This window comes from Pseudomonas donghuensis (assembly GCF_000696345.2).
Taxonomy (GTDB): Bacteria; Pseudomonadota; Gammaproteobacteria; order Pseudomonadales; family Pseudomonadaceae; genus Aquipseudomonas; species Aquipseudomonas donghuensis.
Map to the genome: position 1 here is coordinate 986,389 of NZ_CP071706.1, position 25,047 is coordinate 1,011,435.

The window sequence follows — 25,047 nt, forward strand, 5'->3', positions numbered from 1 at the left end:
CGGTAGAGGTAGACTATAGAGACAATAGCGAGCAGTGGTTGTTCTGCGCCTTGCGAAGTAGGACAATTATCGGCTTCTCGTCACAATCAGCGACCTTGCATGGCCTTTCTTGCCCTCGGTATCAACCATAAGACTGCCTCGGTAGACGTACGCGAGCGCGTGGCGTTTACCCCTGAGCAGCTGGTGGACGCCTTGCAGCAGCTCTGCCGACTGACCGCCAGCCGCGAAGCCGCGATCCTTTCGACCTGCAACCGCAGCGAGCTTTATATAGAGCAGGACCACCTGGGCGCAGAGAGTATTCTGCGCTGGCTGGCCGAATATCATCAGCTGAGCCTGGATGAACTGCGCGCCAGCGCCTACATCCATGAAGATCACGATGCTGTGCGGCACATGATGCGGGTAGCCTCCGGGCTCGATTCGCTGGTGCTGGGCGAGCCGCAGATCCTCGGGCAGATGAAGTCGGCCTATGCCGTGGCCCGCGAAGCCGGCACCATCGGCCCGCTGCTCGGGCGCCTGTTCCAGGCCACCTTCAGCGCCGCCAAGCAGGTGCGTACCGATACCGCCATCGGCGAAAACCCGGTGTCGGTGGCCTTCGCCGCCGTCAGCCTGGCCAAGCAGATCTTCAGCGACCTGGGCCGTAGCCAGGCACTGCTGATCGGCGCCGGTGAAACCATTACCCTGGTGGCCCGTCACCTGCACGAGCAGGGCGTACGGCGCATTGTCGTCGCCAACCGGACCCTGGAGCGCGCCAGCACCCTGGCCGAACAGTTCGGCGCCCATGCGGTATTGCTGGCCGACATTCCCCAGGAGCTGGTCAACAGCGATATCGTCATCAGTTCCACCGCCAGCCAATTGCCGATCCTCGGCAAGGGTGCGGTGGAAAGCGCCCTGAAGCAGCGCCGGCACAAGCCGATCTTCATGGTCGACATCGCCGTGCCGCGGGATATCGAACCGCAGGTTGGCGAGCTGGACGATGTGTACCTGTACACCGTCGATGACCTGCACGAGGTGGTCGCCGAAAACCTCAAGAGCCGCCAGGGTGCTGCCCAGGCCGCCGAAGAGCTGGTTTCGGTGGGCGCCGAAGATTTCATGCTGCGCCTGCGCGAGCTGGCTGCGGTGGATGTACTCAAGGCTTACCGTCAGCAGAGCGAACGCCTGCGCGACGAGGAGCTGCAAAAGGCCCAGCGCCTGCTGGCCAATGGCGCCAGCGCCGATGACGTGCTGGTGCAACTGGCCCGTGGCCTGACCAACAAACTGCTGCATGCGCCCAGCGTGCAGCTGAAAAAGCTCTCTGCCGAAGGCCGCCTCGATGCGCTGGCCATGGCCCAGGAACTCTTTGCCCTCTCCGAGGGTTCGACGGATAAAACCCCGCAATGAAAGCGTCGCTGCTGAATAAACTGGACACGCTCCAGGACCGCTTCGAGGAACTGACCGCCCTGCTGGGCGATGCCGAGGTCATTTCCGACCAGACTCGCTTTCGCGCCTATTCCCGTGAATACGCCGAAGTCGAGCCGGTCGCCGTTGCCTACGCCCAGTGGCGCAAGGTTCAGGATGACCTGGCCGGTGCCCAGGCGCTGCTCAAGGACAGCGATCCGGACCTGCGCGAAATGGCGGTGGAAGAAGTTCGCGAGGCCAAGGAGCAACTGGCTGTCCTGGAAAACCAGCTGCAGCGCATGCTGTTGCCCAAGGACCCCAACGACGGGCGCAATGTGTTCCTGGAAATCCGCGCCGGTACCGGCGGTGACGAAGCGGCGATCTTCTCCGGCGACCTGTTCCGCATGTACTCGCGCTACGCTGAAAAGCGCGGCTGGCGCCTGGAAATTCTCTCGGAGAACGAAGGCGAGCATGGCGGTTACAAGGAGATCATCGCCCGGGTCGAAGGCGACAGCGTCTATGGCAAGCTGAAGTTCGAGTCCGGTGCCCACCGCGTCCAGCGCGTACCGGAAACCGAATCCCAGGGCCGTATCCACACCTCGGCCTGCACCGTGGCGGTGCTGCCCGAGCCGGACGAGCAGGTGGCGATCGAGATCAACCCGGCGGACCTGCGCGTCGATACCTACCGCGCCTCCGGTGCCGGTGGTCAGCACATCAACAAGACCGACTCGGCGATCCGCATCACCCACTTGCCCACCGGCATCGTCGTCGAGTGCCAGGAAGAACGTTCCCAGCACAAGAACCGCGCCCGGGCGATGTCCTGGCTGTCGGCCAAGCTCAACGACATCCAGACCAGCGCGGCGCAGAATGCCATGGCCAGCGAGCGCAAGCTGCTGGTTGGCTCCGGCGACCGCTCCGAACGGATTCGTACCTACAACTATCCACAGGGGCGGGTAACCGATCACCGCATCAACCTGACCCTGTATTCCCTGGATGATGTGCTGGCCGGTGGGGTGGATGCGGTCATCGAGCCATTGCTGGCCGAGTATCAGGCTGACCAACTGGCTGCACTGGGTGAGTAAATGACGATTATTGCCAGCTTGCTCCGCGGCGCGGAGCTGCCGGATTCGCCGACGGCGCGTCTGGATATCGAACTGCTGTTGGCTGCGGCCATCGGCAAGTCGCGCAGCTACCTGCACACCTGGCCGGAGCGGATTGTCAGCAGCGAAGCGGCGCTGACCTTTGCCGATTACCTGCAGCGTCGGCGCGCCGGTGAACCGGTCGCCTATATCCTCGGTCAGCAGGGGTTCTGGAACCTCGACCTGGAGGTGGCGCCGCACACCCTGATCCCACGGCCGGAAACCGAGCTGCTGGTCGAAACCGCTCTGCAGTTGCTGCCGGCAAGTGCGGTCAAGCTGCTCGACCTGGGCACCGGTACCGGCGCGATTGCCCTGGCCCTGGCCAGTGAGCGCCCGCAGTGGCAGGTCACTGCGGTTGACCGGGTGCTGGAAGCCGTGGCCCTGGCCGAGCGTAACCGCCAGCGCCTGCAACTGAACAACGTGACGGTGCGCAGCAGCCACTGGTTCGATGCCCTGGGCGGCGAGCGCTATGACCTGATCATCAGCAACCCGCCGTACATTGCCGCTGCCGACCCGCACCTGGTGGCCGGTGACGTGCGCTTTGAGCCAAGCAGCGCGCTGGTCTCCGGCGACGATGGCCTGGACGATCTGCGCAGCATCGTCAGTCAGGCGCCGGCGCACCTGCTGCCCGGCGGCTGGCTGCTGCTCGAGCACGGTTACGATCAGGCCGCCGCCGTGCGCGAGCTGCTGGCCCGGCATGATTTCGAACAGATCGAAAGCCGCCTTGACCTTAATGGCCACGAGCGCATCACCCTGGGCCGGCTGTCGTGCTGACCGATCAGGAGCTGTTGCGCTACAGCCGGCAGATCCTCCTGGCGCAGGTGGATATCGACGGTCAGCTGCGCCTGAAAAACAGCCGGGCGCTGGTTGTCGGCCTGGGCGGCCTGGGTTCGCCGGTCGCCTTGTACCTGGCGGCTGCCGGTGTTGGCGAACTGCACCTGGCCGATTTCGACACGGTGGACGTCACCAACCTGCAGCGCCAGGTCATGCACGACAGCGCATCGGTGGGCATGAGCAAAGTCGATTCGGCACTGCTACGCCTCGCGGCGATCAACCCGGAAATCACGTTGCTCGCCCATCGCCACGCCCTGGACGAAGACTCCTTGGCCGAGGCGGTCAAGGCGGTGGACCTGGTACTGGATTGCTCGGACAACTTTGCCACCCGCGAAGCGGTCAATGCCGCCTGCGTGGCCCTGGGCAAGCCGTTGGTCAGCGGCGCGGCGATTCGCCTGGAAGGGCAGTTGTCGGTGTTCGACCCACGCCGCCCTGAAAGCCCGTGCTACCACTGCCTGTACGGCCATGGCAGCGAAGCCGAGCTGACCTGCAGTGAAGCCGGTGTACTCGGCCCGTTGGTCGGTCTGGTCGGCAGCCTGCAAGCGCTTGAGGCACTGAAGCTGCTGGCCGGGTTTGGCGAACCGCTGGTAGGGCGCTTGTTGCTGATCGATGCCCTGGGCAGCCGTTTCCGTGAGCTGCGGGTCAAGCGCGACCCGGGCTGCAGCGTCTGTGGCAAGGATCATGGCTGACGGCGCGGCGGCGCCGGTCGGCGTCTTCGATTCCGGTGTTGGCGGCCTGTCGGTACTGGCCGAGATCCAGCGCCTGTTGCCCAATGAGTCGCTGCTGTATGTCGGCGATTGCGGGCACATCCCCTATGGTGAGAAGTCACCGGCATTCATTCGCCAGCGCTGTCGCATCGTCGCTGAGTTCTTCCGTGAGCAGGGTGCCAAGGCCATGGTCCTGGCCTGTAACACGGCGACGGTGGCCGCGGTGGCTGATTTGCGCGAACAGTATCCGCAGTGGCCACTGGTGGGGATGGAGCCAGCGGTAAAGCCTGCGGCTGCCGCTACCCGTAGTGGCGTGGTCGGTGTGCTGGCCACCACCGGCACCCTGCAAAGCGCCAAGTTCGTCGCCTTGCTCGATCGTTTTGCCAACGATGTGCAGGTTGTTACCCAGCCTTGCCCAGGCCTGGTGGAGTGCATCGAAGCTGGCGACCTGAACAGCCCGGTGGTGCGCGAACTGCTGCAAGGCTATGTAAATCCCTTGCTCGACGCTGGCTGCGACACGCTGATCCTGGGCTGCACCCATTACCCCTTCCTCAAGCCTCTGCTGGCGGAAATGGTCCCGGCCTCGGTGGCAATTATCGATACCGGCGCTGCGGTTGCCCGCCAATTGCAGCGCCTGCTTGGCGAGCGTCACTTGCTGGCCGCGGGACCGGCACAGGACGCGCAATTCTGGACCAGTGCCAGCCCCGAACATTTGCGAAAGATCCTTCCAATGTTGTGGAATAAATCTGACAGTGTGCGAAGCTTCACGATGTAAAAAGAGTGTGAAAAGCACTCAACATTGACTGAGCTAACGCAACGCCGCCGATTTTGATTTTATTGTCTGGTGAGACAGAGAAACCAACAACAGCATTAGGAAAAAGGATGTTTCTCATGAAGAAACTGCTTTGTTTGGCTGCGCTTGCAGCCGTTACCCTGGGGCAATCTTTTACCACTCAAGCAGCGGACGTATCGTTGTCGGTCGGGCAGACCGGCGATTCGACCATGACCTATCGGCTGGGCCTGCAATCGAACTGGGACGCCAGTTGGTGGCAAACTAGCGTAGGGCGCATTACCGGTTATTGGGATGGTGCCTACACCTATTGGGATGGCGATGAAACCGCCAGCAACCACAGCCTGTCGTTCTCACCCGTGTTCGTTTACGAGTTCGCCGGTGAGTCGGTTAAACCCTACATCGAAGCCGGCATCGGTGTGGCAGCGTTTTCCAGTACCGAACTTGAGAGTAATGAACTCGGCTCCTCCTTCCAGTTCGAAGACCGTATCGGCTTCGGCCTGCGTTTTGCCGGCGGACATGAAGTAGGTGTACGCGCGATCCACTATTCCAATGCCGGGCTGAAGATGCCCAACGACGGTGTGGAAAGTTACTCGCTGCACTATCGTATGCCGCTCTGACCTCTGCAACGACAGCCCTGGGTTTTACACAGAGCTTGAAGGTTGTTCGGGCAAGGGCCAGAGGCTGTTGAGATTCAGGGCTTCGAGCAGCAACTCCGGGGCCCGCTCAGGTAGCCGCTGGAGCAACACATCGGCGGCACTTTCTGCAGTCCACTCTTGCGGCATGACCTGCGTCGCCACCAGCGGCACTTTCAGGGCCTGGGGCGCGACCAGGGTCAGGTCGATACCTTTGCTTGCCAAGTGCTGGCACTCGCTGCGAAACACTTCTGCCAGGCTGTTGTCCGGTGTTGCCGGCTGACTTGGTTCGTAGAGCTGCAGCGCTGAATAGCGACTGAGCACTGCCATGATCTGCGGCGACTGGCCGTTCTCCAGCAGTGGCAGCGCATTGTGCAGGCAGTGGACCGAAGCGCTCAGGTTGCTGCTGGCGATCGCTTCGAAAATTGCCGTCGGCGGGATACTCGCGTCGAGATAATCGCAGGTTCCGGCATTGACCAGCAGGCAATCAAGGGCACCCCACTGCGCCTGGAGTCGCTGGCTGGCCTGCGCCGCCTGGGCGGCATCGGTCAAGTTGCCATCGAGCAGTAACAACTGCTGCGGGTTCAGTTGCGACAGCCCCTGTAGTTCGGTTGATGCCCGCCCGCTGGCGGCGACTTTCCAGCCCTGTGCAAGCAGTTGTTGCACCAACGCCAGACCCAGGCCGGAGCCTGCACCGGTGACCCACACCTTGCGCGCGATGGGTTCGATCACGTTACTGCCCTCTCTTCCTGCCGCGTGGGTAAATTCTTGAATGCATTCAACGCACGTTGGCGACTGCTACCGAGGTCCACAATAGGTTGTGGATAAAGATTAGTAGCAAAAAGATCGTCAGCAGGCACGGGATTGTGGATATTTTTTTCATCCAGGCTAGCCAGTTCAGGGAGCCACTGTCGAATGAAGTGGCCGGCGCGGTCGAAACGCAGAGACTGGCTCAGGGGATTGAAGATGCGAAAATAGGGCGCTGCGTCGGTGCCGGTCGAGGCACTCCACTGCCAACCACCATTATTGGCGGCCAGGTCACCGTCGATCAGGTGACGCATGAAAAAGCGTTCGCCTTCGCGCCAGTCGATCAGCAGGTTCTTGGTCAGGAACATGGCGACAACCATGCGCAGGCGGTTGTGCATCCAGCCAGTGGCGAGCAATTGGCGCATGGCGGCGTCGATGATCGGGATCCCGGTTTGCCCCTGCTGCCAGGCCTTGAGCTCATCCGGCGCGTGACGCCAGGGCAGGGCTTCGGTTTCCGCGCGAAAGGCGCGGTGTTTGGATACGCGCGGGTAGCCCACCAGAATGTGCTTGTAGAACTCGCGCCAGAGCAGCTCGTTGATCCAGGTCAGCAGGCCCTGGTTACCGCTGTCGAACTCGCCGAAGTTGTTGCTCAACGCCGCGTGCAGACATTGGCGTGGCGAAATCACCCCGGCCGCCAGGTAAGCCGACAGTTGGCTGGTACCGGCGACGGCGGGAAAATCGCGCTGCTTCTGATAGTCCTCGGCACATTCGTCGGTGAAGCGTCGCAGGCGGCGCCGGGCTTCTTCTTCACCCGCAGGCCAAAGTTCGCGTAAAGGCTGTGCGGGGAGAGGGAAGCCGGCAGCTTCAGCCGGCACCGGGTCGCTTGCCACACCCGTCGGTGCTTGCGCCTTGGGCGCTTTGACCTGGTGTGGCAGCCCTAGGTGCAAACGCTCGTAACAGACTTTGCGGAACTGACTGAAGACCTGGAAGTAGCCACCGCTGCGGGTCAGGATGCTACCGGGCTTGAACAGCAATTGGTCGAGGTAGGCGTGAGCGGCAATGCCTTGCTGTTCCAGGGTGGAGCGCACAGCCTGGTCGCGGGTGCTTTCGTTGACGCCATATTCGTCGTTGAAATGCACGGCCTGTACCCGATGTTCCTGACACAGTTGCAGCAGGGCCTCGGGTACCTGCTGCCAGGTATCGGCGCGACGGATCAGTAACGGAATGTTCAACTGCGCCAGTGCTGTGCTCAGGCCTTGCAGGTTGCGCAGCCAGAAGTCGACCTTGCACGCGGCATCGTCATGGGCTTGCCACTGCCCGGGGCTCAGCAGCCACACTGCCAGGCTCGGGCCCCGTTCGCAGGCCGCTGCCAGTGCGGTGTTGTCGAGTACGCGCAGGTCGCTGCGCAGCCAGATCAGTTGCATGGGAATCCTTGGCCGTTGTCGGTGGTGTTCAGGGCGCGTCCGCTGAGTTGCTGCAGGCAGTTAAGCGCCGCCTGGGGCGAGTCGAGGGCAAACAGCGTCTCGTCGCTCCAGGTTTGCAGCGCTTGGTTATGAATGCTGACTGCGCGGCCACATAGGAGTTTCGGTATTTCAATGTTGGCCAGGTTTCGCTGCAGGCGCGCCAGGTCGAGCGTTTTGTCGACGCTCAGCAGCAGCGCCCAGGGTTGCAGGCGGGCAATGGCCAGGGGCAGCTCATTGCCCGGCAGTTGCCAATCGAAGACCTGCACCGGGTAGCCGGCATTGCTCGCCAGCCAGGCGCTCAGCCATAGCCGCGGGTCGAAGGCCAGGTCAGAGGCGTTGACCAGCAACAGCGGGGCGCCGCCCAGCTGATGATTGTTGTGGTACACCCGCGCGCCCAGTTTGCTGCGCAGCCAGGAGTGAAAGAACACTTGCTCAAGGTGTGCGGCGAACTGGCTTTGCCAGCGCAGTTCCAGGTCGGCAAGCAGCGGCATCAACAGCTGTTGGCACAGCGTTGCTGGCGGGTACAGGGCCATGGCCTGGTTCAGATGTTGCTCAAGACGGCGCTCGGCGAGTGCGCCGATGGCTTCCGTCAGTTGCTCACGCAAGGTTTGCCAGTCGCTGCCGGGCGGCGCTTGCGCTGCACTGGGCGCAGCCTCCAGCAAGGATCTGACCTGGCTCACTGCAACGCCACAATTGAGCCAGGTGAGGATCTGCCGGATGCACTGGACGTCATCCTGACTGTAAAGGCGATGCCCCTTGCCAGTGCGTTGCGGCACGATCAACCCGTAGCGCCGCTCCCAGGCGCGCAGGGTGACCGGGTTGACGCCGGTCAGGCGCGTCACTTCACGGATCGGCAGCAGCGCTTCAGATGGCATTACGCAGGCTCAGGCTTTGCGGGTGTGGCTGCAGGTAGACCTGCTGCAGCAGGTACGGGTCGGGGTGATTGCGCAGGTGATGCTTGAGCAGCGTCAGCGGCACTACCAGCGGTACTTCGCCGGCGTGGTACTGGGCGATCAGCTGCTGGATTTCCTGTCTGTCGTTGCCGCTCAGGGCGTTGCGCAGGTAACCGCTCAGGTGCAGCAGCACATTGCTGTGGGTACCACGGCTGGCGCAGCGGCTCAGGGCCTGCATCAGCTGGCTGAAGTAGCGCGCAGCGAGTGCTGCTGGATCGTCGTCACGGGTCATGCTGCCCAACAGCTTGCCCAGGGTTTTGTACTGCTGCGGATTGTGGGCCATCAACTGGTACTTGTAGCGGGCGTGGAACGCAATCAGGGCCCCGCGGCTGACCCCTGCGGCGAGCAATTGCTGCCAGTCGGCATAGGCGTAGACCCGGGTGATGAAGTTCTCCCGCAGCACTGGATCACACAGCCTGCCGTCTTCTTCCACCGGCAGGTCGGGGCGCTGTTGACAGAACGCGGCGGCGAACAGCCCGCGGCCACCTTCTACTGCGGGGTAGCCATTGGCCTGATACACCTTGACCCGCTGCAACCCGCAGGACGGTGATTTGTGCATGAAGATGTAGCCGCAAATGTCATTGAGGTCATTGGCCATTTGCTGACCATAGGCGCGCAACGGGCCGGACAGGTCCAGCCCTGGATCGCGGCTGCACACCGCCTGCGGGTCGGCGGGGTCGCCCACCAGGCGGATGGCCGGGCGAGGCACGCCCAGGCCAATGGCCACTTCCGGGCATATCGGAACAAAATCGAAATGTTTGCTCAGGACCTCGTTGCACAGTCGTGATGCCTTGTGGCCGCCGTTGAAGCGAACCTCCTGGCCGACCAGGCAGGCGCTGACGGCAATTCTAGGTTTGCACGGCAGGTCGCACGCGTCCATGAATAGATCCTGTATTAGTTGTACAGAAATAAAATCTTGTACAGGTAAATCTCATCATAGAGATAAACCTATGCAAGTCAATTTTCTTGTACAGCTTTTCAGCAGGGTCTTGAACGGCGGCGGGGCTGAACGAGGGTAGCTCCGCTGATTTACTCCAGGTGTTCCAGCAAGCGCCGAGCCGCTTCCTGGCCACTGAGCCAGGCCCCTTCGACGCGGCCGGACAGGCACCAGTCGCCACAGGCATACAGGCCCAGGTCGGCGTCGGCCAATGCGCCCCACTCATGGTTGCTGGAGGGGCGTGCATACAGCCAGCGATGGGCGAGGGAGAAATTCGGGGCAGGGACCACGCAGCCGACCAGTTCGGCAAAGCTGCCCCACAGTTGCTCGATCACGGCCTCCTTGGGCAGGTCGATGTGTTGCTTGCTCCAACTGGAGGTGGCATGCAGCACCCAGGTATCCATATGTTCGTCGCGCCCGGGTTTGCTGCGGTTGCGTGCCAGCCAGTCGAGGGCGCTGTCCTGGACGAAACACCCCTGCATCGGGGTGTCGAGCGGGGTGTCGAAGGCCAGGGCGATGGCCCAGGTCGGGTCCATTTGTACGCCCGCAGCGGTGGCGGCGAGCTTGGGGGCAGCACTGAGCAACTGGGTGGCCTGGGGCGCCGGTACAGCGACCACGACCCGGCTGAAGGGGCCGTGGCTGCAGCCGTCTGTGTCCTGCAAATGCCAGTATTTCTGGCCGCGATAGACCTCGGCGATGCGGCAGCTGAAATTCACCGTGACGTCCTTGAGCAGGCCGCGGGTGATTGCACTCATGCGCGGCACGCCGACCCAGCGCGTCTGTTCGTCGGGCGAGGGGCTGAGCACGCCGTCCTGATAGTGGTAGAGCTGCGGCTTCCATTCGGCCGCCCAGCCAGCGGCCACCCATTGCTGGAGCTGGTCGACAAAGCGCCGGTCGCGGGCGGTGAAGTACTGGGCGCCGAGATCAAGGGCGCCAGCATCGCTACGCTTGCTGGCCATGCGTCCGCCGCTACCGTGGCCTTTGTCGAACAAATGAACGGTCTGCCCGGCCTTTTGCAACGCCTGGGCCGCGGACAGGCCGGCAATACCGGCCCCGATGATGGCAATAGGTACAGTCATGATGGCCTCTTCGAACCTTAGGGTTGCAGACTATGCTGCCCGGCTAACCTGTACAATGCATGGATCATGTATAAGATGATTCCGCTCGTTACCACAGGTTGGCCTATGTTTATCCGAGAGCGATCGGTCAAAAAAGTGCCTTGTTGTTAAAAATAGACCACTGGCGCGCCATGTGAGGACACAGCCATGCATATATTGCTGACCGGCGGTACCGGGTTGATCGGCCAACAGCTGTGTCAGCACTGGCTGGCCCAGGGGCATCGGTTGACGGTCTGGAGTCGCCGCCCTGAACAGGTGGGCAGGCTGTGTGGTGCCAGTGTGCGCGGCATTGCCCGGCTTGAAGACCTGAGCAATGACGACACCCTGGATGCGGTGATCAATCTGGCCGGTGCGCCGATCGCCGACCGCCCCTGGAGCTCCGGGCGCCGCGCGCTATTGTGGGCAAGCAGAATCACCCTGACTGAACAGTTGATAGCCTGGCTTGAGGCGCGCCAGCAACGTCCGCAGGTGCTGATTTCCGGATCGGCGGTCGGTTGGTACGGCGATGGCGGCGAGCGTGAATTGACCGAGGCTTCACAGCCGGTCAAGGAGGATTTCGCCAGCCAGTTGTGCATCGCTTGGGAAGAAACCGCAATGACAGCCCAGGCCTTGGGTATTCGGGTGGTACTGGTGCGTACCGGTCTGGTGCTATCGAGCGAGGGCGGCTTTTTGTCGCGCCTGCGCCTGCCGTTCAAACTGGGGCTGGGCGGGCCTATCGGCGATGGTCGGCAGTGGATGCCGTGGATTCATATACATGACCAGATCGCCCTGATTGATTTTCTCTTGCAGCACAAGGATGCCAGCGGTCCTTATAATGCCTGCGCCCCGGAGCCGGTGCGCAACCGCGAGTTCGCCAAGCGTCTGGGCCGGGCCTTGCACCGCCCGGCGTTGATGCCGTTGCCGGCGCTGGTGCTCAAGGCCGGGCTTGGCGAGCTGTCGACCCTGCTGCTGGGTGGGCAACGGGCGCGGCCGGTACGTTTGCTGGCGGCCGGTTTTACCTTCCGCTTCAATGATCTGCAATCGGCCCTGGACGAACTGTCCAGCCGCCTCTGAAATAGGACGTTGCATGACCGATCACGCTTTGCTGCTGGTCAACCTGGGTTCACCGGCCTCCACTTCTGTCGCCGACGTGCGCCGGTACCTCAATCAGTTTCTGATGGACCCTTATGTCATCGACCTGCCGTGGCCGGTGCGGCGCCTGCTGGTGTCGCTGATCCTGATCAAGCGCCCGGAGCAGTCGGCCCATGCCTATGCCTCGATCTGGTGGGACGAGGGTTCGCCACTGGTGGTGCTGACCCGCCGCCTGCAGGCAGCCATGCGCGAGCAATGGACACACGGCCCGGTGGAAATCGCCATGCGCTACGGCGAGCCTTCGCTGCCGACGGTGCTGGCGCGCCTGGCAGCCCAGGGGGTGAAGAACGTCACCCTCGCACCGCTTTATCCACAATTTGCCGACAGCACCGTGACCACGGTTGTCGAGCAGGCTAAACAGGTAATTGCCGAGCAGAAGCTGCCGATCGAGATGGCGATTCTGCAGCCGTTCTACGATAAGCCCGAGTACATCGATGCCCTGGTGGCCAGTGCACAGCCTTATCTGCAGCAGGATTACGATCACCTGTTGTTGAGTTTTCATGGGCTGCCCGAGCGGCACCTGAAAAAACTCGATCCGACCGGCAACCATTGTTTCCAGGACGCTGATTGCTGTCGCGATGCTTCGCCCGAGATGCTTGCGGTCTGTTACCGCGGCCAGTGCCTGCGCACCGCCCAGGCCTTTGCGCAGAAGATGGGTATCGCCGACGGCAAGTGGTCGGTGTCGTTTCAGTCGCGGCTGGGGCGGGCGAAGTGGATCGAGCCCTATACCGAAACGCGGCTGGACGAGTTGGGCAAGTCTGGGGTGAAAAAGCTGCTGGTGATGTGTCCGGCGTTTGTCGCCGACTGCATCGAGACGCTGGAGGAGATCGGTGATCGTGGGCGCGAGCAGTTTGTCGAGGCGGGCGGCGAAGAGCTGGTGCTGGTGCCGTGCCTGAATGATCACCCGCAGTGGGTACAGGCCTTGAAGGGGATGTGCGAAGAGGCTTGAGGGCCTCATCGCTGGCAAAGCCAGCTCCCACACAAATGGCATGCATTGCCATTGTGGGAGCCGGCGTTGCCGGCGATGGGCCGCGCAGCGGCCCTGACTGGCATTCAGATCAAGGCAACTGATCGTCCAGCGCCTTGTTCTTCCAGCTGTCGTTACCCGGCAGCAGCAGGTTCAGGGCAATAGCCACCACCGCGCACAGGGCGATGCCCTTCAGGCCCCAGTCATCGGGGCCGGTGCCGCTACCGATCAGCACGCCACCGATTCCGAACACCAGGGTCACCGAAACGATCACCAGGTTGCGCGCCTCGCTGAGGTCGATCTTGTGGCGGATCATGGTGTTCATGCCTACCGCCGCGATCGAGCCGAACAGCAGGCAGAGAATGCCGCCCATTACCGGTACCGGAATGCTCTGCAGCAGCGCGCCGAACTTGCCGATGAAGGCCAGGGTGATGGCAAAGATTGCCGCCCAGGTCATGATCTTCGGGTTGTAGTTCTTGGTCAGCATCACCGCGCCGGTCACTTCGGCATAGGTGGTGTTGGGTGGCCCGCCGAACAGGCCGGCAGTGGTGGTGGCGATGCCGTCCCCGAGCAGGGTGCGGTGCAAGCCGGGCTTTTTCAGGTAATCGCGGCCGGTCACGCTGCCAACGGCAATCACGCCGCCGATGTGCTCGATCGCCGGCGCCAGGGCCACCGGTACGATGAACAGGATCGCCTGCCAGTTGAACGCAGGTGCGGTGAAGTGCGGCAGCGCCAGCCATGGCGCGGCGGCGATCTTGGCGGTGTCGACCACGCCAAAGTAGAACGACAGGCCAAAGCCCACCAGCACGCCGGCGATGATCGGCACCAGGCGGAAGATGCCTTTGCCGAACACGGCAACGATCAGGGTGGTCAGCAGTGCCGGCATGGAGATCATCATCGCGGTGCTGTAGGGCAGCAGCTCGGTGCCGTCACCGGCCTTGCCCATGGCCATGTTGGCGGCAATCGGCGCCATTGCCAGGCCGATGGAGATGATCACCGGGCCAATCACTACCGGCGGCAGCAAGCGGTCGATAAAGCCGGTGCCTTTGATTTTTACCGCAAGGCCGAGGAAGGTGTAGACGAAACCTGCCGCCATTACCCCGCCCATGGTCTCGGCCAGGCCGAACTGGCCCTTGGCAAGGATGATCGGGGTAATGAACGCGAAGCTCGAAGCCAGGAACACCGGCACCTGGCGACCGGTAACCACCTGAAACAGCAGAGTTCCCAGACCCGCCGTGAACAGCGCGACGTTGGGGTCAAGGCCGGTAATCAGCGGCATCAGTACCAGCGCGCCGAAGGCGACGAAGAGCATCTGCGCGCCAGAGACGACCTGGCGCCAGAGCGGGTCGTTGAACTCATCCTGCATGTTCAGGCGTCCTTCTGCTTGGTGCCGAAAATCTTGTCACCGGCATCGCCCAGGCCAGGGATGATGTAACCGTGTTCGTTCAGGCGCTGGTCGATCGAGGCGGTGTAGATCTGCACGTCCGGGTGGGCTTTTTCCACCACGGCGATGCCTTCGGGCGCGGCGACCAGGACCATGGCGCGGATGTCCTTGCACCCGGCTTTCTTCAGCAGGTCGATGGTGGCGACCATCGAGCCGCCGGTGGCCAGCATCGGGTCGATAATCAGGGCCAGGCGTTCGTTGATTTCCGGGGCGAGTTTTTCCAGGTAGGTGTATGCTTCGAGGGTTTCCTCGTTGCGGGCCACGCCAACGGCGCTGACCTTGGCGCCCGGAATCAGGCTGAGCACGCCATCGAGCATGCCGATGCCGGCACGCAGGATCGGTACTACAGTGATCTTCTTGCCAGCGATTTTCTCGACCTGGACCTTGCCGCACCAGCCATCGATTTCATAGCTTTCCAGGGGCAGGTCTTTGGTGGCTTCGTAGGTCAGGAGCGTACCGACTTCCTGGGCGAGCTCGCGAAAATTCTTGGTGCTGATGTCGGCGCGACGCATCAGGCCGAGCTTGTGGCGGATCAGCGGATGACGGATCTCACGGGTAGGCATAGGGAAAGGCTCCGGGGGGCGGGCAAAAAAACCGCGCTAGATTAATCTATTCAGCCATGCATGTCCTCAGACTTACTGGACGTTAGTCCAGAAATGCTTGATCTGATGCGACGGGATGCGTACCTTTGCCCGCTTTTCTCAATTGCCGCCCCTTGGAGAGCGCCATGTCCGCCGATCTCGAGCACATCCGTCAAGTCATGCGCGAGGCTGACTGCCTGCACACCGAAGCCGAAGTCGAGGCAGCCATCGCCCGCGTGGGCGCGCAGATCACCGAAGTGCTGGCCGATAGCAACCCGGTAGTGTTCTGCGTGATGAACGGCGGCCTGATCTTCGCCGGCAAGCTGTTGACTCATCTGCAGTTCCCGCTGGAATCGTCCTACTTGCACGCCACCCGCTACCGCAACCAGACCAGCGGCGGCGACCTATTCTGGAAGGCCAAGCCGGAAGTTTCGTTCATTGATCGTGATGTGCTGATCATCGACGACATCCTTGATGAAGGTCATACCCTTAGCGCTATTATCGACTTCTGCAAGCACGCCGGTGCCCGTGCCGTGCATACTGCCGTACTGATCGACAAGGACCATGATCGCAAGGCCAGCGCCGACCTCAAGGCCGACTTCTGCGGCTTGAGCTGCGTCGACCGCTACGTGTTCGGTTATGGTATGGACTACAAAGGTTACTGGCGTAACGCCAACGGTATCTACGCGGTTAAAGGACTCTGACTTCCAATCGCGGGGCAAGCCGAGGCGCCGCAGCGCCGCTCTCACATAACCAGTGAGAGCGGCTTGCCCCGCGATCATCGGCCCATGCTAGAGTGCCAGGCTGCCCCCAAGGAGCCTGACATGCGTGCGATCTTCCCCCTGTTGTTCCTGCTGAGCATGCCGCTGGCCGCAGCGCCCCTGCATAGCCAGTTCCTGCCGCCCGATGATCTTGGGCTGCGCAAGGAAGCTGCTGAGTCACAGCAGCTGCTGCAGGTCACCAGCTACTCCGTAGTGGTCGGCAACCAGCGCCAGTCCAACCAGCAGCCTATCCCGGTGACCTCACCGTTGATCCTGCGCCTCAAAGGCAAGCCGCTGAGCAAGGGCGCGACCATCAGCCAGGTGTTGATCAGCTTCGATGCCGAAAGCAAAAGCCTGAAAAAGCCGGTGTTCGATGACAAGAGCAAGACCCTGACGCTGAACTACCCGCTGGCCCAGTACCGGGTCATGCTCGATCTGCTGCGCAACGATACGGTCTATGTGCAGTTCCTCAGCTACCCCAATGGTCACATCTGGGCCGATCTGCACACCGGTAGCGTACGCGCGCGTTGAGTGCCGGCGCTGCCCGGGGGTAAACTGCCGACCCGTGAAAATGTCCGTGATGGTTCAGTTGGAGTCGGCAATGCGTAAAGACAAGAAGCAAGTGATTGGTGATGAGATCAGCGACGACTACGTCAAGTCGTTCCTCCAGTACGAGCCGGCTGATAACGTCACTTCGCCGTCGCTGCACAAGCTGATCAAGGGCTACCGCGGCCTGCGCATCGATGACTTCGAGCGCTATGTCGGCTTCTTCGTCGAGGCTGGCTTTGACCTGGACGGCAAGGACGAGCACGGCCAGACTTTTGTCGAGATCATCAAGGATCAGCGTAACGCCGCCGACTACATCGAGATCATCGACAAGGCCCGCAGCTGAAAACAGCGCCCATAAAAAAACGCCCCGAAGGGCGTTTTTTTATGCCGGCAAGTTACGCGTAGCTCTGCGCCGGGCTGTTCTCGACCAGGCCCAGGGCCTCGTCGTTGTACGCACTGATCTTGTGGTACAGGGCAGCGTCGGTGGCCAGGACCTTTTCCCGGGCCGGGAAAATTTCCTTGAGCTTGGCAGCCCAGGCGCCTTTGGCTTGCTCGGGGAAGCAGCGCTCGATCAGTTCCAGCATGATCGACACGGTCACCGAAGCACCTGGCGAAGCACCGAGCAGGGCGGCCAGGGAGCCGTCCTTGGCCGCAACCAGTTCGGTACCGAACTGCAGGATGCCGCCTTTTTTCGGGTCTTTCTTGATGATCTGCACGCGTTGGCCAGCCACTTCCAGGCGCCAGTCCTCGGCTTTGGCTTCGGGGTAGAAGCGGCGCAGGGACTCCAGGCGCTGCTCCATCGACTGCATCACTTCGCTGACCAGGTACTTGGTCAGGTCCATGTTGTCGCGGGCCACGGCCAGCATCGGGCCAATGTTGCCCATGCGTACCGACAGCGGCAGGTCGAGGAACGAGCCGTGCTTGAGGAACTTGGTGGTGAAGCCGGCATACGGGCCGAACAGCAGCGAGGTCTTGCCGTCAACTACGCGGGTATCCAGGTGCGGTACCGACATGGGTGGCGAACCGACCGCGGCCTGGCTGTAGACCTTGGCCTGGTGGTGCTTGACCACTTCAGGGTTGTCGCAACGCAGCCACTGGCCGCTGACCGGGAAACCGCCAAAGCCCTTGCTCTCCTCGATACCCGACAGTTGCAGCAGCGGCAGGGCCGCGCCACCGGCGCCGAGGAACACGAAGCGGGCGTCGACTTCACGGCTGCTGCCGCTGTTGACATCCTTGATGCTGACGGTCCAGCCGCTGCCGTTACGGCGCAGGCCGGTGACCTTCTTGCAGTACTTGACCTGCGCCTGGGGCGCGTTGGCCAGGTGCTTGAGCAGCTTGTTGGTCAGCGCGCCGAAGTTGACGTCGGTGCCTTTCATGACGCGGGTGGCGGCGATCTGCTGGTCGGCGGGGCGACCCGGCATCATCAGCGGCATCCACTCGTTCATCACCGCCTTGTCTTCGGTGTATTCCATCTCGGCGAAGGCATGGTGCTGCTTGAGCAGCTCGAAACGTTTCTTGAGGAAGCTGATGCCCTTTTCGCCTTCGACGTAGCTCAGGTGTGGCACGGGGTTGATGAACGCCCGTGGCGAGCTGAACGCGCCTTTTTTGCTCAGGTAAGCCCAGAACTGCCGGGAAACCTCGAACTGGGTGTTGATATGCACCGCTTTCTTGATATCGATGCTGCCGTCGGCGGCCTGTGGCGTGTAGTTCAGTTCACACAGCCCGGCATGGCCGGTCCCGGCGTTGTTCCACGGGTTGGAACTTTCCGCGGCACCCGAATCCATCAACTCGACGACTTCCAGCTTGATCGCCGGGTCGAGTTCCTTGAGCAGTACGGCCAGGGTGGCACTCATGATGCCTGCCCCTACCAGTACTACATCGACTGCTTCGTTCTGCGCCATTAACGCGTCTCCAAAATCTTCAGCACCAAATTGACAGCATAGGATCCCTGGCTTGCCAGGATCGCCATGTCCGATTCTTCGCAGTTCTTGCAACTTCAGCGGACACCACCAACCGGGCTTTGCGCTGCCTATGAACGCATTTTACAGCCGGTGCGGCAATTCGACTTATGGTCAAGGTATCCGTCGTGCGTTATGGACCGGTTTCAGGCACCCATTGCAAATGAGCGCTGTTGCCAGCTGTTCAGGGCTGTTCGGGACACTTTAGGTGCTTTTGCACATGCCAGACTGTTCATTGCTCGCCACACTCTCGTGAAGTTGTGAAAACCCGTTTTTTCACGCTCTTTTGGAGACGTGAACCTCAAAATGGACTGCGCGATGGCAGACCCGGCAGGTTCAGGCAGGGCAGAGGGCCGAATGACGCAGGCACACTGGCTGGTGCAAGACCTGTGTGGAAGGCTCTCTGTGGGCGGTGCGGGGGATGCGCAATGCTGTGCATTGGCGGTACTGCGAGGCCCGATCAGGAGACGTCCTTATAATCGGGGGGAGATTATAGCGATGTCGCGGGCAGAAAAACTCTTTATTAGCGACTTTTATTGAGGCAAAACTCAGGCGGCGAGGGTGCGTTGCAGCCAGTTTCCGCTGACACGCTTTGAAACACGGGCGTTGGCGGGCAGTGGACGGTTGAGCCAGGCCAGGCGAATTTCGTTGATTTCCACCCAGCCGCTGGTCGCGGGGGCCTGCGCGCACTGCTTGAAGGCCTGGCAATGGCCCTGGGCGTCGAGGCGGGCAAAGCAGCGTTGTGGATTGCGTTTGAACAGCAGGGCCAGGAGCGAGGGCATGGCGGTATCCCTGTGAAGATTTGAGGCAAGGATAACCGGGCAGTGATGAAACGATTGTGACAGCGAACCGTGGCCGCTGCGGCCTGTCTTATTCACTAATGGCACGCCGATAGCTGGGCTGCCTTGTGCTGGTTATACTGGCGGCCTTTGCTGCCTATTCTGGAGAGATGAGCATGTTGCAACGTTTGTTGTTCGGTTTGATCGCGGTGACCAGTCTGACCCTGGCCGGTTGTGCCCACAGCCCGCAACAACTCAGCCCGCAACCGAAACTCACCGCTCAGCTGGCGCCGGTCGGTCATGGCCAGCCGGTGGTGGTCAAGGTGGTCGATGGCCGTGCCTCGCAAACCCTGGGCACCCGTGGCGGCCTGTACCCGGAAACCAGTGCCATCACGGTGACCAGCAACGATATCCTGCCAAAACTGCAGGCCCAGGCCGAAGCGGCTTTGCGGCTGCTGGGCTTCACGCCGACGCCGAATGCCTACAACGCGCCGCAACTGACCGTGACCCTGACCGAGCTCAAGTACCAGTCGCCAAAAGAAGGCATGTACGTGACCGAAGCCACCATCGGTGCGACTTTCAAGGCTGACGTGGCCAACGCCAACCGTCGCTACAGCGGCCGTTACGGCGCCTCGCTCGACCAGCGTTTCGGCATGGCGCCGAACCAGGAAACCAACACCAAGCTGGTGGGTGATGTGCTGAGCGACGCCCTGACCCGTCTGTTCAAGGACCAGGCCGTCGGCCAGATCCTCGGCGAGTAAGCCCAGACAGTAAAAAGCCCGATGCCTGCAGGGTAGGCATCGGGCTTTTGCGTTTCTGGACGCTCAGGCGGCTTCGACGTAGAAATCCAGTACGCTGATACCGGTAGGGCCGTCGACTTCGGGCAGATCATCATGGGCATGTCCGCCCAGGGCGCAGTACACCAGCCATTGGCGGTCCTGGACGTTGAACGCCAGGCCGTCGATCAGCGCCTGCTGCTCGTCGCTCTGGGCGATCAGGTAGAGGCGGTCCTGGTTTTCGGCGTGCAGCATGACAAGCTCCGGTGGGTGGCGACGGCCGATAGAGTGGCGTGTCCAGATGACGAGCGTGTGACGCTGCGAATTAATCGTCGTTGGTCGCAAAGGGCAGGCACGGGCGCGGCGCTTGGGTAGAATGCCCGCCGTGTCGAAAGTATCGATGTACTTCTTTTTGAGGTTTTGCGATGTCGTTGCAAGTGATCTGGGGGCTGTTTGCCGCCCATCCGGCCAAGCTGATCAACCTGCTGGCCCTGCTGCTGACCTGCCCGGGCGGCCTGCTGCTGCACAGCGCCCGGCGTCGCGCGGCGCAAACCCTGGCGGGCATGGCCGCCGATGAGGCAGTGGTCGATGGCATGAGCCTGCGCATCAACCGTTTTTACTACATCCTCGGTTTCGCCTTCCTGGCGCTGGCCTTGTTGCTGTCCTGGTTCAGTACCTGGGTGTGATCGGGGCTGCTTCGCAGCCCATCGCTGGCAAGCCGGCTCCCACAGAGTGTTCCTGTGGGCGCTGGCTTGCCAGCGATGCAGGCGACGCGGTGCGACCTAAAGCGCCAACCCCGCCTTGACCCGGTACTGATTGCGTACCGGCGTCGCATACTGCTGCACCAGGAACGGCCGATGCTCGGCCGGGCAAGCGTCCAGGCGGCGCTGCCATTCGGCCTGGGCGCGGGCCAGTTCATCGGCCGGAAACACCTTGGCCGCCACCGGTACTGCCAGCGTCGGGTCGGCATCGGTCCACTGCGCATACGCCAGATAATGCACCGGGAACAACCGGTAACCGGCCAGAATCTGCCGGTCGATCTCGGCTGCCAGTTGCTTGGTGTCCTCGACGAACTCGCTCACCGGCGGGGCAAAGTTGATGTGTACGCGGCCTTTGTAGCCGGTGATGCCCTGGGCAATGCTGACGTCATCTTCACCTGGCGCCTTGCTGTAGGTGCCGGTGGTGGCGCGGATGTACAGCTCGCGGGCCTTGGCCTGATCGCACGGGTCGTACTCGTAACTGATCGACACCGGGCTCAGGTTCAGCGACTGGATCACTGCGCCGAACGGCTCGTCCTTGCGGCTCATGTGGAACATTTTCAGGATCGCCGAATCGGTCCGGTCATCACCATCCTTGGCCCGGCCTTCGGCCTGGGCGATCCAGATCGACTGGCAGTCATTGCGGATCGAATGGTTGATGTAGGCCGACAGCAACTGGTAAGCGGCAAGCTTTTCCCGGCGGCCGGTGATCGAGCGGTGAACGATAAAGCTCTTGTTCAGGCGCATCATGTCGCTGACGAACGGCTTTTGCAGCAGGTTGTCGCCAATGGCAATGCGCGGGGTCGGCAGGCCGGCGTGGTAGACGGCATAGTTGACGAACGCCGGATCCATGACGATATCGCGATGGTTGGCCAGGAACAGGTAGGCGGTACCGGCCTTGAGCTGCTCTACACCGGTATAGGTCACGCCGTCGGTTGCCCGCTCGATGGTGTGGTCGACGTAGTATTCGACCTTGTCCTGCAGCGTCGAGACGCAGCTGACCCCGGCAAACTCTTTGCGCAGGCGTCGGGCGATCAACGGCTTGAGCAGCCAGCCGAAGGCCCCGGCCATGCGCGGGAAGCGGAAGTGGGTGAGGATATCGAGGAATGCCGGGTCGCTGAGCAGCCGTGCCAGAACGGCAGGGACTTCAGCGTCGTCGTACGGTCGGATGGCATCGAATTCGCCCATCATGCTCTCTTGTTGGAAACGGCTAGGGTAATAGGTAGGGCCGGGGTCTGAAAAACGGCTCAGACACACTCAGGGCCTGTAAATAGACCGGCAATTATACGCACAAGTCACTCGGGAGGCCGCGATGCTGGAGACAGCGATCTACGATTGTCCTTATTGTGGTGAAGAAGTCGAGACGACGGTGGACCTGTCGGGCGGTGATCAGGAGTACATCGAGGACTGCCAGGTGTGCTGCAAGCCGATCCGCTTCGTGCTGCAGGTGCATGGCGAGGAATGGATGCTGGACGTTTATGGTGAGAATGACTGATGCAGCGAATTTACGAGCCTGAAAGCCTGCTGGAAGCGCAAATGCTTATCGGCATGCTCGCCAGTGAAGGCATCACCGTGCACCTGGTCGGCCGCGACCTGATGGGCGCCATGGGCGACCTGCCGATGCACGGTCTGTTGGGCCTGGCGGTGGCCGATGAGCAGGCCGCCTGCGCACGCGAGCTGATCGCCGCGTACAATAGCGCCCAGCCACTTGTGGGCGACGAACCGGAGAACCTCCCCGGAACCCTGATTTGCTAGGTTTTTGCCCCTCATGTGTGGACGTTATGCGCTGTTTCGCTGGTCTCCCGCCTTTGCTGCGTTGCCGGGATTTCCCGGTGACCAGCAGGCGCAATGGAACATCTCCCCCGGTGCCTCGGTGCTGATCCAGCGCCGTCTCGACGATGGCCAGATGGAACTGGCGCGGGCGCGCTGGGGGCTGACTCCGGCCTGGCTCACCGACTTGTCACGCACCCCGGCCCATGCCCGGGCCGAGACCCTGGCCGAACAGCCGATGTTCCGTGAGGCCTTTCGCCTGCGCCGCTGCCTGTTGCCGGCCAACGGTTTTTACGAATGGCGTGGCACCCAGCGCAAGCGCCCCTACTGGTTGACGCCGGGGGAGGGCTCCTCGTTGTTTTTTGCCGCGATCTGGGAGGCGTATCCGGTGCAGGATCAGGTCTGGCTGAGCACCGCGGTGGTGACCCAGGCGGCGATGACCCAGCGACGGCCGCTGATTCTTGATGCCGCCGGGCAAGCGGCGTGGCTTGATCCCCAGACCCCGCCGGCGCGCTTGTACGAATTGCTGGCGGGCGGCCAGGCACCGCTGCGCGAGCGGGTGCTGGCCAATTTCGTCAACGATCCCAAGCTCAATGGGCCGGAGTGCTTGACCCCTGCTTGAGGGGGCTGGAAAGGGCTTCGCCGGCAAGGCCGGCTGCCACAATGGAGTGTGTACTGACCCTGTGGGAGCTGGCCTTGCCAGCGATGGGCTGCGAAGCAGCCCCAAGACCTCACACTCTGAACTGGTTGATCAACCGCCGCTGCTGCTCGGCCAGCTTGGTCAGCTCGGCACTGGCGGTGCTTGACTCATCGGCGCCGCCCGCCACTTCGTTGGCCACCTGGCCGATATTGATCACGTTGCGGTTGATATCCTCGGCTACCGCGCTCTGTTCTTCGGCTGCACTGGCTATCTGCGTGTTCATGTCGTTGATCACCGATACCGCCTGGGTGATGCTCTCCAGGGCTTCGGCGGCGCGCGCCGCTTGCTGCACGCTGTCGTCGGTCTTGCCCTGGCTGTCTTCCATGACGCGCACCACATCGCGGGTACCCTGCTGCAGTTGCTGGATCATCTGCTGGATTTCTTCAGTGGCCTGCTGGGTTTTCTGCGCCAGGTTACGCACCTCGTCGGCCACCACGGCAAAACCACGGCCCTGTTCACCAGCGCGCGCTGCCTCGATCGCGGCGTTGAGCGCCAGCAAGTTGGTCTGTTCGGCAATCGCGCGGATGGCGATAAGGATGGCGTTGATGTTCTCGCTGTCGCGGGCCAGGGTTTGCACCACGCCGACAGCGCGGCCGATTTCCTCGGCCAGGGCGCTGATCGAATGGGAGGTGTTGCGCACGATTTCCAGGCCCTGGTGGGCGGCCTGATCGGCGTTGCTGGCGGCCTGGGCCGCATGGGTGGCGTTGCGCGCAACGTCCTGGGCGGTGGCGGTCATCTCGTGCACGGCGGTGGCCACCAGGTCGATTTCGGCCATTTGCTTGTGCACGCCCTGGTTGGTGCGGATGGCGATGTCGGCGGTGTGCTCCGAGGAGTCGCTGACCTTCTGCACCGAGGCCACCACCTGGCTGATCATCGCCTGCAGCTTGCTCAGGAAAGTGTTGAAGCCCTTGGCGATCGAGCCCAGTTCATCGGCGCGGTCGCTGCTCAGGCGGCGGGTCAGGTCGCCTTCGCCCTGGGCGATGTCATCGAGCATCGCCACCATCTGCCGCAGTGGTCGGGCGATGCCGTGGGCCAGCAGCCAGATCACCAGCAGGCCCAGCGCGGCGATGCCCAGGCCTACCAGGGTCATGCCGGTGATGTCGGTGCTGCGCTGGGCGCTGAGGTCGCTTTGCAGTTTTTCCACATCGGCCATCACTGCGCTGATCGGCAGCTCCAGCAGTAGGGTCCAGCGGGCGTCGGTATTGGCAATCTTGAATGGCAGGTACAGCTCGATGCGGCCAGCGCTCTTGTCGACTTCGTAGTGCAGGTTTTCGCCGCTCAGTTGCGCCAGGGTGCCGGCGGCATTGGCGTCGAGAGCGTCGCTGGCTTTTTCGCCGAACTTGCCCGGGTCCTTGGTAAAGGCCACCAGGCGGCCGTTGCCGGACACCAGCGCCAGTTCGCCGGCCCCGTCATAGAGCTGGCGGTCGGCGGTATTGAGCAGTTCCTGGATGAAGTTCACCGACAGGTCGGCGCCGGCAATGCCCTGGAACTTGCCGTCGATCATGATCGGCTCGACGAACGAGGCGAGCATCACCACCTTGTCGCCTACCTTGTAAGGTGCCGGGTCGATAACGCAGGCTTTTTTCGACTCCCGTGGGCACAGGTAGTACTCACTGGCGCGCACGCCGGTGGCGAGGACGGTCTGGTCATTGACGTCGGCCAGCTTGTCCAGGCCCAGGCTGCCGTCTTCGTTGCGGAACCACCAGGGCAGGAAGCGCCCGGTGGCACTGTCGATACCGGTGACCGAGGTGCCGACGAAGCGCGCGTCATCGTGGTCCAGGGCATTGCTCTCCCAGCCCAGGTAGGTGCCGAGAATCAGCGGGTTGGTCAGCGCCGTCTGCTTGAGCAGGGCAATCATTTGCTCGCGTTCGATCTTCAGCAGGGCATTGCCGTTGCTGTCCTGCATGCCAAGCATGGCGTTGCTGGTAGCCAGGCCGCGGGCGATCAGCAGGGGCGCTTCCAGGCCGCGCTGGATTTCGCTGACCTGGGTCCGCGCCAGGGCGGTCAGGCGCTGCTCGATCACCGCCTCGAACTGCTGCTGAGTGCGGGTTTGCACCAGTTCCTGGGTGCGTTCGCCGGCATACACGGCGTAGAGCACCAGAGCGGCAACAATGCTCAGGACAATGGCACCAGCCAGGGCTGCGACGGAAAACTGGATCGACCGGAACTTCATGTG

The 25,047-nt window shown here is 62.3% G+C and carries 28 protein-coding genes and 1 pseudogene; 16 read left to right on the plus strand and 13 right to left on the minus strand.

What is annotated here, in order from left to right; translation table 11 throughout:
• The first annotated feature begins 99 nt into the window (after positions 1-99).
• From hemA to BV82_RS04470, 6 genes are all read left to right on the plus strand, one after another.
• Positions 100-1,377: a glutamyl-tRNA reductase gene (gene hemA, locus BV82_RS04445; protein WP_036993821.1), complete on the plus strand. Its 1,278-nt coding sequence runs from the start codon at positions 100-102 to the stop codon at positions 1,375-1,377.
• Positions 1,374-2,456: a peptide chain release factor 1 gene (gene prfA / locus BV82_RS04450; RefSeq protein WP_010225737.1), complete on the plus strand. Its 1,083-nt coding sequence runs from the start codon at positions 1,374-1,376 to the stop codon at positions 2,454-2,456. The genes hemA and prfA overlap by 4 nt, the downstream gene beginning before the upstream one ends.
• Positions 2,457-3,287, plus strand: a complete 831-nt coding sequence (gene prmC / locus BV82_RS04455) for a peptide chain release factor N(5)-glutamine methyltransferase (RefSeq protein ID WP_010225738.1) — start codon at positions 2,457-2,459, stop codon at positions 3,285-3,287.
• Complete coding sequence (locus tag BV82_RS04460; protein ID WP_010225739.1) at positions 3,281-4,036, plus strand: molybdopterin-synthase adenylyltransferase MoeB; 756 nt, start codon at positions 3,281-3,283, stop codon at positions 4,034-4,036. Before prmC ends, BV82_RS04460 begins: the two co-directional genes overlap by 7 nt.
• Positions 4,029-4,829, plus strand: coding sequence for a glutamate racemase (gene murI / locus BV82_RS04465; RefSeq protein WP_036993824.1), 801 nt, complete (start codon positions 4,029-4,031; stop codon positions 4,827-4,829). Before BV82_RS04460 ends, murI begins: the two co-directional genes overlap by 8 nt.
• Positions 4,830-4,945: 116 nt before the next feature.
• Complete coding sequence (locus BV82_RS04470; RefSeq protein ID WP_036993825.1) at positions 4,946-5,464, plus strand: acyloxyacyl hydrolase; 519 nt, start codon at positions 4,946-4,948, stop codon at positions 5,462-5,464.
• Positions 5,465-5,488: 24 nt separating this feature from the next.
• On the opposite strand, the gene BV82_RS04475 is transcribed toward BV82_RS04470, so the two are convergent.
• From BV82_RS04475 to BV82_RS04495, 5 genes are all read right to left on the minus strand, one after another.
• Positions 5,489-6,211: an SDR family NAD(P)-dependent oxidoreductase gene (locus tag BV82_RS04475; RefSeq protein WP_036993827.1), complete on the minus strand. Its 723-nt coding sequence runs from the start codon at positions 6,209-6,211 to the stop codon at positions 5,489-5,491.
• On the minus strand, positions 6,208-7,650 hold the full coding sequence (gene phrB, locus BV82_RS04480) for a deoxyribodipyrimidine photo-lyase (protein WP_036993829.1): 1,443 nt from the start codon (positions 7,648-7,650) through the stop codon (positions 6,208-6,210). The genes BV82_RS04475 and phrB overlap by 4 nt, the downstream gene beginning before the upstream one ends.
• On the minus strand, positions 7,641-8,564 hold the full coding sequence (locus tag BV82_RS04485; RefSeq protein WP_036993832.1) for a MerR family transcriptional regulator: 924 nt from the start codon (positions 8,562-8,564) through the stop codon (positions 7,641-7,643). The genes phrB and BV82_RS04485 overlap by 10 nt, the downstream gene beginning before the upstream one ends.
• On the minus strand, positions 8,554-9,522 hold the full coding sequence (locus BV82_RS04490; protein WP_010225748.1) for a YbgA family protein: 969 nt from the start codon (positions 9,520-9,522) through the stop codon (positions 8,554-8,556). The genes BV82_RS04485 and BV82_RS04490 overlap by 11 nt, the downstream gene beginning before the upstream one ends.
• Positions 9,523-9,671: 149 nt before the next feature.
• A complete protein-coding gene (locus tag BV82_RS04495) occupies positions 9,672-10,658 on the minus strand; it encodes an NAD(P)/FAD-dependent oxidoreductase (RefSeq protein ID WP_010225750.1) in 987 nt (328 codons plus the stop codon).
• Positions 10,659-10,844: 186 nt separating this feature from the next.
• Between BV82_RS04495 and BV82_RS04500 the strand changes: the two genes are divergently transcribed.
• Complete coding sequence (locus BV82_RS04500) at positions 10,845-11,750, plus strand: TIGR01777 family oxidoreductase (protein WP_036993835.1); 906 nt, start codon at positions 10,845-10,847, stop codon at positions 11,748-11,750.
• Between the two features lie 13 nt (positions 11,751-11,763).
• Positions 11,764-12,777 carry a ferrochelatase gene (gene hemH / locus BV82_RS04505; RefSeq protein ID WP_010225754.1) on the plus strand — a complete coding sequence of 338 codons (1,014 nt, stop codon included), beginning with the start codon at positions 11,764-11,766 and terminating at the stop codon, positions 12,775-12,777.
• Between the two features lie 109 nt (positions 12,778-12,886).
• Here hemH and BV82_RS04510 read toward each other — a convergent pair whose 3' ends face one another.
• Both BV82_RS04510 and upp read right to left on the minus strand, forming a co-directional pair.
• Positions 12,887-14,161, minus strand: coding sequence for a uracil-xanthine permease family protein (locus BV82_RS04510; RefSeq protein ID WP_010225756.1), 1,275 nt, complete (start codon positions 14,159-14,161; stop codon positions 12,887-12,889).
• 2 nt (positions 14,162-14,163) lie between these two features.
• Positions 14,164-14,802 carry a uracil phosphoribosyltransferase gene (gene upp / locus BV82_RS04515; RefSeq protein WP_036993840.1) on the minus strand — a complete coding sequence of 213 codons (639 nt, stop codon included), beginning with the start codon at positions 14,800-14,802 and terminating at the stop codon, positions 14,164-14,166.
• Between the two features lie 164 nt (positions 14,803-14,966).
• Between upp and BV82_RS04520 the strand changes: the two genes are divergently transcribed.
• The 3 genes from BV82_RS04520 (at position 14,967) to BV82_RS04530 (ending at position 16,473) form a co-directional block, all read left to right on the plus strand.
• Positions 14,967-15,524 (plus strand): hypoxanthine-guanine phosphoribosyltransferase, encoded by a 558-nt coding sequence (locus BV82_RS04520; RefSeq protein WP_010225758.1) that lies wholly within the window; start codon positions 14,967-14,969, stop codon positions 15,522-15,524.
• A gap of 120 nt (positions 15,525-15,644) precedes the next feature.
• A complete protein-coding gene (locus BV82_RS04525) occupies positions 15,645-16,112 on the plus strand; it encodes a hypothetical protein (RefSeq protein ID WP_010225760.1) in 468 nt (155 codons plus the stop codon).
• Positions 16,113-16,182: 70 nt separating this feature from the next.
• A complete protein-coding gene (locus tag BV82_RS04530) occupies positions 16,183-16,473 on the plus strand; it encodes a PA4642 family protein (protein WP_010225761.1) in 291 nt (96 codons plus the stop codon).
• 52 nt (positions 16,474-16,525) lie between these two features.
• Here BV82_RS04530 and mqo read toward each other — a convergent pair whose 3' ends face one another.
• A complete protein-coding gene (gene mqo, locus BV82_RS04535; protein WP_010225762.1) occupies positions 16,526-18,031 on the minus strand; it encodes a malate dehydrogenase (quinone) in 1,506 nt (501 codons plus the stop codon).
• Between the two features lie 605 nt (positions 18,032-18,636).
• Positions 18,637-18,870 carry a hypothetical protein gene (locus BV82_RS04540; RefSeq protein ID WP_010225763.1) on the minus strand — a complete coding sequence of 78 codons (234 nt, stop codon included), beginning with the start codon at positions 18,868-18,870 and terminating at the stop codon, positions 18,637-18,639.
• A 173-nt stretch (positions 18,871-19,043) separates the two neighbouring features.
• Between BV82_RS04540 and BV82_RS04545 the strand changes: the two genes are divergently transcribed.
• Positions 19,044-19,628 carry a YajG family lipoprotein gene (locus BV82_RS04545; protein WP_036993842.1) on the plus strand — a complete coding sequence of 195 codons (585 nt, stop codon included), beginning with the start codon at positions 19,044-19,046 and terminating at the stop codon, positions 19,626-19,628.
• Positions 19,629-19,691: 63 nt separating this feature from the next.
• Here the strand turns inward: BV82_RS04545 and BV82_RS04550 are convergent, their stop codons facing one another.
• Positions 19,692-19,898, minus strand: coding sequence for a hypothetical protein (locus BV82_RS04550; RefSeq protein WP_010225766.1), 207 nt, complete (start codon positions 19,896-19,898; stop codon positions 19,692-19,694).
• Positions 19,899-20,068: 170 nt separating this feature from the next.
• On the opposite strand from BV82_RS04550, the gene BV82_RS04555 reads away from it, so the two are divergent.
• The gene (locus BV82_RS04555) at positions 20,069-20,329 is read left to right on the plus strand and encodes a hypothetical protein (RefSeq protein ID WP_036993845.1); all 261 of its coding nucleotides are present in this window, start codon (positions 20,069-20,071) and stop codon (positions 20,327-20,329) included.
• A gap of 96 nt (positions 20,330-20,425) precedes the next feature.
• On the opposite strand, the gene BV82_RS04560 is transcribed toward BV82_RS04555, so the two are convergent.
• Positions 20,426-21,589, minus strand: coding sequence for a 1-acyl-sn-glycerol-3-phosphate acyltransferase (locus BV82_RS04560; RefSeq protein WP_026001466.1), 1,164 nt, complete (start codon positions 21,587-21,589; stop codon positions 20,426-20,428).
• 124 nt (positions 21,590-21,713) lie between these two features.
• On the opposite strand from BV82_RS04560, the gene BV82_RS04565 reads away from it, so the two are divergent.
• Genes BV82_RS04565 through BV82_RS04575 form a run of 3 tightly spaced genes read left to right on the plus strand, consistent with a single transcriptional unit; the run spans position 21,714 to position 22,793 of the window.
• Positions 21,714-21,896: a CPXCG motif-containing cysteine-rich protein gene (locus tag BV82_RS04565; protein ID WP_010225771.1), complete on the plus strand. Its 183-nt coding sequence runs from the start codon at positions 21,714-21,716 to the stop codon at positions 21,894-21,896.
• Entirely contained in the window at positions 21,896-22,156 is a 261-nt protein-coding gene (locus BV82_RS04570; RefSeq protein WP_010225772.1) for a putative signal transducing protein, read from the plus strand. Before BV82_RS04565 ends, BV82_RS04570 begins: the two co-directional genes overlap by 1 nt.
• Positions 22,157-22,169: 13 nt before the next feature.
• A complete protein-coding gene (locus BV82_RS04575; protein WP_036993847.1) occupies positions 22,170-22,793 on the plus strand; it encodes an SOS response-associated peptidase in 624 nt (207 codons plus the stop codon).
• 109 nt (positions 22,794-22,902) lie between these two features.
• Here the strand turns inward: BV82_RS04575 and BV82_RS26625 are convergent, their stop codons facing one another.
• Together BV82_RS26625 and BV82_RS26630 are read right to left on the minus strand one after the other, a co-directional pair.
• Positions 22,903-23,745 carry a methyl-accepting chemotaxis protein gene (locus tag BV82_RS26625; RefSeq protein WP_374045267.1) on the minus strand — a complete coding sequence of 281 codons (843 nt, stop codon included), beginning with the start codon at positions 23,743-23,745 and terminating at the stop codon, positions 22,903-22,905.
• A gap of 12 nt (positions 23,746-23,757) precedes the next feature.
• Positions 23,758-25,044: pseudogene (locus tag BV82_RS26630) on the minus strand (methyl-accepting chemotaxis protein); the annotation flags it as partial.
• Positions 25,045-25,047: the final 3 nt, after the last annotated feature.

Coding starts and splice junctions, on each gene's coding strand:
- hemA (WP_036993821.1), top strand. CDS start 100: ATGGCCTTTCTTGCCCTCGGTATCAACCATAAGACTGCCTCGGTAGAC.
- prfA (WP_010225737.1), top strand. CDS start 1,374: ATGAAAGCGTCGCTGCTGAATAAACTGGACACGCTCCAGGACCGCTTC.
- prmC (WP_010225738.1), top strand. CDS start 2,457: ATGACGATTATTGCCAGCTTGCTCCGCGGCGCGGAGCTGCCGGATTCG.
- murI (WP_036993824.1), top strand. CDS start 4,029: ATGGCTGACGGCGCGGCGGCGCCGGTCGGCGTCTTCGATTCCGGTGTT.
- BV82_RS04470 (WP_036993825.1), top strand. CDS start 4,946: ATGAAGAAACTGCTTTGTTTGGCTGCGCTTGCAGCCGTTACCCTGGGG.
- phrB (WP_036993829.1), bottom strand. CDS start 7,650: ATGCAACTGATCTGGCTGCGCAGCGACCTGCGCGTACTCGACAACACC.
- BV82_RS04485 (WP_036993832.1), bottom strand. CDS start 8,564: ATGCCATCTGAAGCGCTGCTGCCGATCCGTGAAGTGACGCGCCTGACC.
- BV82_RS04490 (WP_010225748.1), bottom strand. CDS start 9,522: ATGGACGCGTGCGACCTGCCGTGCAAACCTAGAATTGCCGTCAGCGCC.
- BV82_RS04495 (WP_010225750.1), bottom strand. CDS start 10,658: ATGACTGTACCTATTGCCATCATCGGGGCCGGTATTGCCGGCCTGTCC.
- BV82_RS04500 (WP_036993835.1), top strand. CDS start 10,845: ATGCATATATTGCTGACCGGCGGTACCGGGTTGATCGGCCAACAGCTG.
- hemH (WP_010225754.1), top strand. CDS start 11,764: ATGACCGATCACGCTTTGCTGCTGGTCAACCTGGGTTCACCGGCCTCC.
- BV82_RS04510 (WP_010225756.1), bottom strand. CDS start 14,161: ATGCAGGATGAGTTCAACGACCCGCTCTGGCGCCAGGTCGTCTCTGGC.
- upp (WP_036993840.1), bottom strand. CDS start 14,802: ATGCCTACCCGTGAGATCCGTCATCCGCTGATCCGCCACAAGCTCGGC.
- BV82_RS04520 (WP_010225758.1), top strand. CDS start 14,967: ATGTCCGCCGATCTCGAGCACATCCGTCAAGTCATGCGCGAGGCTGAC.
- BV82_RS04525 (WP_010225760.1), top strand. CDS start 15,645: ATGCGTGCGATCTTCCCCCTGTTGTTCCTGCTGAGCATGCCGCTGGCC.
- BV82_RS04530 (WP_010225761.1), top strand. CDS start 16,183: ATGCGTAAAGACAAGAAGCAAGTGATTGGTGATGAGATCAGCGACGAC.
- mqo (WP_010225762.1), bottom strand. CDS start 18,031: ATGGCGCAGAACGAAGCAGTCGATGTAGTACTGGTAGGGGCAGGCATC.
- BV82_RS04540 (WP_010225763.1), bottom strand. CDS start 18,870: ATGCCCTCGCTCCTGGCCCTGCTGTTCAAACGCAATCCACAACGCTGC.
- BV82_RS04545 (WP_036993842.1), top strand. CDS start 19,044: ATGTTGCAACGTTTGTTGTTCGGTTTGATCGCGGTGACCAGTCTGACC.
- BV82_RS04550 (WP_010225766.1), bottom strand. CDS start 19,898: ATGCTGCACGCCGAAAACCAGGACCGCCTCTACCTGATCGCCCAGAGC.
- BV82_RS04555 (WP_036993845.1), top strand. CDS start 20,069: ATGTCGTTGCAAGTGATCTGGGGGCTGTTTGCCGCCCATCCGGCCAAG.
- BV82_RS04560 (WP_026001466.1), bottom strand. CDS start 21,589: ATGGGCGAATTCGATGCCATCCGACCGTACGACGACGCTGAAGTCCCT.
- BV82_RS04565 (WP_010225771.1), top strand. CDS start 21,714: ATGCTGGAGACAGCGATCTACGATTGTCCTTATTGTGGTGAAGAAGTC.
- BV82_RS04570 (WP_010225772.1), top strand. CDS start 21,896: ATGCAGCGAATTTACGAGCCTGAAAGCCTGCTGGAAGCGCAAATGCTT.
- BV82_RS04575 (WP_036993847.1), top strand. CDS start 22,170: ATGTGTGGACGTTATGCGCTGTTTCGCTGGTCTCCCGCCTTTGCTGCG.
- BV82_RS26625 (WP_374045267.1), bottom strand. CDS start 23,745: ATGATCAGCCAGGTGGTGGCCTCGGTGCAGAAGGTCAGCGACTCCTCG.